Genomic DNA, 5,518 nt, shown 5'->3' with positions numbered 1-5,518 from the left:
TAAGGCTTTGCTTCACTCACTGGCAATCTGCTGTAATGCTGCCCGCACACCGCTGTCCTTGCCATAAGGCTTTGCTTCACTCACTGGCAATCTGCTGTAATGCTGCCCGCACACCGCTGTCCTTGCCATAAGGCTTTGCTTCACTCACTGGCAATCTGCTGCGAGCGCTTTTTGCAAAGTTTTGTAAGGAAAGATAGGGTTTGGCAGAAAAATGGCTAATAAAGTTTGAGATAGAGATAGAAGCTCATAAATTCAGGGTTGTAAATGGATGTTCAACTAAATGAGCAGCTTAAACAACTAGCGCGAGCAGCTCAACAACAGCCACCGCTGACGCTCTTAAGGCAGCTAGCTTTGCGGAAATTGGTGAATGGAATTTTAACTTCTGGCAGGCTTTGTCGCCCACAGCCTGGTCAATTTTCAGGTGTTTATGAGGATATTTACGATGAAGCAGTTCAAGAATTATTGCTTTATATTTGCCAAAATATTGACAAGTATAACCCGGAGCGAGGTGAGGTAATGGCATGGGTAAATGTTCTGCTAGAGCGGCGGTTTTTTAAAGAAGCTATTCCCAAAATTATGGACAAACAAGACATTCAAAGAATGAGCCTTTCTGATTTAGATGAAATTGCTCCACCTGAATCTAATCCATGCTTGACGGAAATAATTAAACAGTGTATTGAGTTAGACCCGGAGAATCTTTTCAAAAAGGAACATATAGAAAATCATCCTAGAGCGAATTTTCAAGCATTAGCAAGGAGAAGGCTTTTAGGGAAATCTTGGAAAGAAATTGCAGCAGAATTCGAGCTGAAAATTTCAACTGTAAGTAGATTTTATGACCGCTGTTTAACAAAATTTTCTGCAAAAATAAAAGAATATTGTACAGATATGTAATCGCCAGAGCCAAATCACGATGAAAAACTTGTCAGAAACTTTAACGTTTACTCTTCCCCTTGGCTCCAATGCCCACGCTCTAGCCAAACAGTTTTGGAGGCAGCAAAGCGATTCTCAGAAAGCCAAACAGGTTTATTTGAATACTTTAGCGGTGTATGCAGTAAATTTTTACCTGAACTGCATGGGAATTAAAACCAATTGGTCAGCGAGTTATAGTTGTAATTCAATTAGGCAAATACTTGCTGATGTTGCTGATTTGGAAATTCCTCATGTAGGGTTGTTAGAATGTCGTCCTGTGTTACCAAAAATGCAGGCGATTGACATCCCGCCAGAAGCTTGGTCAGATCGGATTGGTTATGTTGCCGTACAGCTTGACGAATCGCTACGAATGGCGACATTGCTAGGATTTAGCGAAACTGCGGGGACGGGTGAATTAGCGGTGGAACAGTTGCAATCCCTCGAAGACTTACTAGCACATCTAACAGCAAAAACATCCCAATCTACAATCTGCATTCCCAGGCAGGAGCCTGGGAACGAGCCACAGGAGCCTGGGAACGAGCCACAGGAGCCTGGGAACGAGCCACAGGAGCCTGGGAACGAGCCACAGGAGCCTGGGAACGAGCCACAGGAGCCTGGGAACGAGCCAAGGCAGGAGCCTGGGAACGAGCCAAAAATCCAATTGAGTCAATGGTTAGAAAATATCTTTGAGATAGGTTGGCAATCGATTGAAACAATTTTAGGAGCAGAACAACAGAATTTAGCCTTTAGTCTCAGAAGCAATTCTCACTCGCTCAATTCTAGTATTAAGCGAGCGAAGCTGATTGACTTAGGATTGCAACTGGGAAATCGCTCTCTAGCACTGTTGGTAGCAATTACACCAGAAACCGAACAAAAAGTGGGCATTTTAGTGCAGCTTCATCCAATGGAAGGAGAAACTTATCTGCCGCCTAACCTAAAACTCAGTATGCTTTCAGAATCGGGAGAAATTCTCCAAGAAGTTGAATCTCGAAGTGTGGATAATTACATCCAAATGAAAAGATTTCGGGGTTTACCCGGAGAAAGTTTTGCGATTCAATTAACCTTTGGCGAGGTGAGTGTAACGGAGGATTTTGTCATATAAATGTCTTGATTTTGGGAGATTATTACTGTATAATATCTTGTTAACGGTTGACAGATGATGAAGGCTCAAATTTGTCCATCGCATGAGTAGATTAGTCGTCCTAAACTTGGCAAATGGTGACTTGTACAACGGCTTTCCTGCCGTTAGCGCTCAGGTTTGGAATTATGGCGCTCGCTTGCCGATGAGGTGTACGGGGTGCTTACCCGCAGCACCAGAAATTTCTAAACTCTACAGATCTTGGCAGTTGCTTTACGAAGCACTGTGTTGCCGTTTGTGTCCCCGGATTGAAATTGAGGTGACAGATGTTACCAATGTTTCTCAAATCGAGTTCAGAGATTTATGCCAGCAGTTGTCCAATAAAATCAATATTTGGCTTAATTCCGAATCGTTTCGCAATATCGATCAGCGATTGCGAACGCAATTAGACCCGGATGAAGAAATTAGATTTATTATTGAAACCAACGATAACTTATTGCGGCGACTTCCCTGGCATTTGTGGAAATTTTTTGAGGACTATCCTAAAGCAGAAATAGCCTTGAGTGCGCCAGAATATAGACAACCGCACCGCTTGCTGACAAAAAGATATGGAAATAAAGTTAGAGTTTTAGCTGTGTTTGGCGATCGCACAGGAATTGACCTGGAACAAGACCGGATGTTTCTGTCGCAATTATCCCATCGAGTAGAAACAGAATTTTTAGTCGAACCGCAACCAGAAAATTTAGATGACCGACTGCGGCAAGATTGGGATATCCTGTTTTTTGCCGGTCATAGTTCCAGCCAAGAACAAGGTCTACTTCGGCTTAATAAAACTGATAGTTTGACCCTCGATAAATTAAGACACGCGCTTAAAAGAGCAATCGGTCGTGGTTTGCAACTGGCGATTTTTAACTCTTGCGATGGGTTGGGTTTAGTCAAGTCTTTAGAAGAGTTGCATATTCCGCAAGTCATTGCAATGCGAGAACCCGTACCGGATGCGATCGCTCATGTTTTTTTAAAGTATTTTCTGGTCGCATTCTTTTTAGAAGAACAATCTTTATATGCGTCGGTGCGAGAAGCTAGAGAAAGACTGCAAAGACTAGAAACTCAATATCCTTGCGCGACTTGGCTACCCGTTATTTGTCAGAATCCCGCTACAGAACCGATTAGTTGGCAAACATTGCGGGGATGGGAAAACAGCTTACCCATCTCTACACAAATTAAAACGGTACTGCTAGCAAGTATATTAGTAACTGCATCCGTTATCGGAGTGCGACAGTTGGGAGTTTTACAACCATTAGAATTGTCAGCTTTTGATCGTCTGATGACATGGCGACCCAAAGAAGAACCAGAACCGCGCATTTTGATAGTAACCGTCACAGAAAAAGACGTACAAAATCAGAATCCCCAGGAAAGAAGAGGTGCGTCAATATCAGATCGTTCCCTGGCGAAACTGCTAGAAAAACTACAACAGCATCAACCGCAAGCGATTGGATTGGATATTTATCGCGATTTTCCTGTAGAGCCGAAATATGCAAAATTAACCAATTATATGAAGCAAAATCGGCGCTTTATTGCTGTATGCGAAGTGGGTGGAAATAAAGACCACTCCGGTACTAGACCACCGCCTGGAATGCCAAAATCTCGCTTAAGTTTTAGTGACATTCCAGTTGACCCCGATCAAACGATCCGTCGCCAATTATTGGGGATGACTGTTGACCCTAAATCTTTTTGTGCCACAGATACTTCCTTTAGCTTGCGAGTCGCAGAAGCTTATCTAGCTGCAAAGGGAATTCAATCTCAGCGAAAACCGGATGAAGATTTGCAGATAGGCAGCGTCGTTTTTAAGAAATTAGAAACAGATGCGGGTGGCTATCAACAAATAGATGGGCGGGGTTATCAAATTATGCTGAATTATCGTGCTTCCCAAGTCGTTGCCCAGCAAGTTACGCTGAGTGAAATTTTGAGCGATCGCATCTCGACCCAACTCCCCAATCTGGTCAAAAATCGCATTATTTTAATTGGCACAACTGCCCCCAGTTTTAAAGATTATTTTCCCACACCTTACACGACAATTAGAGCATCTGAAGAAATGCCAGGGGTAATTATTCAAGCACATATGGTTAGTCAAATCCTCAGTGCCGTTTTAGACCGGCGTCCATTGTTGTGGTGGTTGCCAGCTTGGGGCGAAATTATTTGGGTTTGGAGTTGGTCTTTAGTGGGAATATTAACTCGATACATTCGGTCATCATTACGTTTAGTATTGGCTGGCAGTGCAACAATAATTATCTTAGGCGGAATCTGTTTTGTTATGTTGCTAAACGGGGGTTGGATGCCATTGGTTCCATCGGTGTTTGTTTTAGTCATTGGTCTGGCAGTAATGGCTTACATGAAAGCAGAAAAACCTGGGTTATAAGCATCTACAAATTTAGGAGATTTGAGTTATGAAATTATGGCTATCGCCAATAACATCTCTTTTTACAATCACCTGGGCATTTGTTAGTTTTAGCGGCTATCAGTCACGAGGTTGGGCGCAATTTCACCAACCAATTAACAACTTTTTCAGGCAACAATCAAAGCTGGAAAAACGGAATTCACCCGATTATTCAGGAGACGGTAGGCCAAGTTCGGGTAATCGAACCGGAGGTGCAAGCCGTAGCCCCTGCCCATATACAAATCCACCGCTCACAGCCTTGATACCTAATATTCTCCGGGGAAAAACAGTTGCCGAGCGTCCTACTTTGTGGTTTTACGTTCCTTATTCTTCCCAACAAGCGAGCGCTGGAGAATTTGTCTTGAAAGAAAAAGGAGATAAAGAGATATTTCGCATTCCTTTCACCTTGCCTAGAACGCCAGGGTTGGTTAGCTTCAGCATTCCCTCTACGAAAGCACCTTTAGAGATTGACAAAGAATATGTTTGGTTTTTCAAAGTTATTTGTCAGCCGCAAGAAGCATCTGTTTCTGAGCCTAGCTTAGAACCAGGAATATTAGTTCAAGGATGGGTGCAAAGAGTTAGGCCAACTCCCGAACTTGAGAGCGAGTTGAAGGCAAAAACAGAACCGGAGTACACCATCTATACCAACCATCTCATTTGGTACGATGCTCTAGACAGTCTAACCAAGCTTCGCATCACCCAGCCTACGAATACTAAACTCACTGATGAGTGGATTAACCTGTTCAAATTGAAAGGTATTGAAGGTTCTGACTTAGACCCGCAAAAACTTAAACAACCTATCCTTGGGAGTGTTGTAGTACAATCATCTTAATAACAGGACTTACGCACGACGATACTATCGATCCTATCACCTTTGTTTCTTGCTACGTTCGCGTAGCGGAAGGGAGGCATATCTTTAGTTTCCCAGCGACGAGTTTTCATAGAAACTTTGGCGATCACCTCGTCCTGGGTAAGTCCTGATTTTATTAACTCCCCTTGTTGGTGCGTTACGTTAACACTAACGCACCCTACATTTACTAGAGATCTAGGTCACAACTTTGGTGATGACCTAGTTGTGCGTAAGTCCTGATTTTATT

General features: G+C 43.1%; 4 protein-coding genes. All 4 read left to right on the top strand.

Annotated elements, in window-relative coordinates; all coding sequences use genetic code 11:
• Window positions 1-264: 264 nt before the first annotated feature.
• The 4 genes from MiSe_RS47425 (at window position 265) to MiSe_RS47410 (ending at window position 5,253) form a co-directional block, all read left to right on the top strand.
• Window positions 265-891: a sigma-70 RNA polymerase sigma factor region 4 domain-containing protein gene (locus MiSe_RS47425; protein ID WP_226594118.1), complete on the top strand. Its 627-nt coding sequence runs from the start codon at window positions 265-267 to the stop codon at window positions 889-891.
• Window positions 892-910: 19 nt separating this feature from the next.
• Window positions 911-2,011: a DUF1822 family protein gene (locus MiSe_RS47420; protein WP_226594115.1), complete on the top strand. Its 1,101-nt coding sequence runs from the start codon at window positions 911-913 to the stop codon at window positions 2,009-2,011.
• Between the two features lie 82 nt (window positions 2,012-2,093).
• Complete coding sequence (locus MiSe_RS47415) at window positions 2,094-4,403, top strand: CHASE2 domain-containing protein (RefSeq protein ID WP_226594112.1); 2,310 nt, start codon at window positions 2,094-2,096, stop codon at window positions 4,401-4,403.
• Between the two features lie 28 nt (window positions 4,404-4,431).
• On the top strand, window positions 4,432-5,253 hold the full coding sequence (locus tag MiSe_RS47410; RefSeq protein ID WP_226594110.1) for a DUF928 domain-containing protein: 822 nt from the start codon (window positions 4,432-4,434) through the stop codon (window positions 5,251-5,253).
• The last annotated feature ends 265 nt before the right edge of the window (window positions 5,254-5,518 follow it).

The organism is Microseira wollei NIES-4236 (assembly GCF_020521235.1).
In the GTDB taxonomy this organism is placed as follows: domain Bacteria; phylum Cyanobacteriota; class Cyanobacteriia; order Cyanobacteriales; family Aerosakkonemataceae; genus Microseira; species Microseira wollei.
This window is presented reverse-complemented; position numbering and strand designations above follow the sequence as displayed.

Bases quoted from the DNA above. Each gene is read 5' to 3' on its own strand.
- MiSe_RS47410 (WP_226594110.1), top strand. From the start codon at position 4,432: ATGAAATTATGGCTATCGCCAATAACATCTCTTTTTACAATCACCTGG.
- MiSe_RS47420 (WP_226594115.1), top strand. From the start codon at position 911: ATGAAAAACTTGTCAGAAACTTTAACGTTTACTCTTCCCCTTGGCTCC.
- MiSe_RS47415 (WP_226594112.1), top strand. From the start codon at position 2,094: ATGAGTAGATTAGTCGTCCTAAACTTGGCAAATGGTGACTTGTACAAC.
- MiSe_RS47425 (WP_226594118.1), top strand. From the start codon at position 265: ATGGATGTTCAACTAAATGAGCAGCTTAAACAACTAGCGCGAGCAGCT.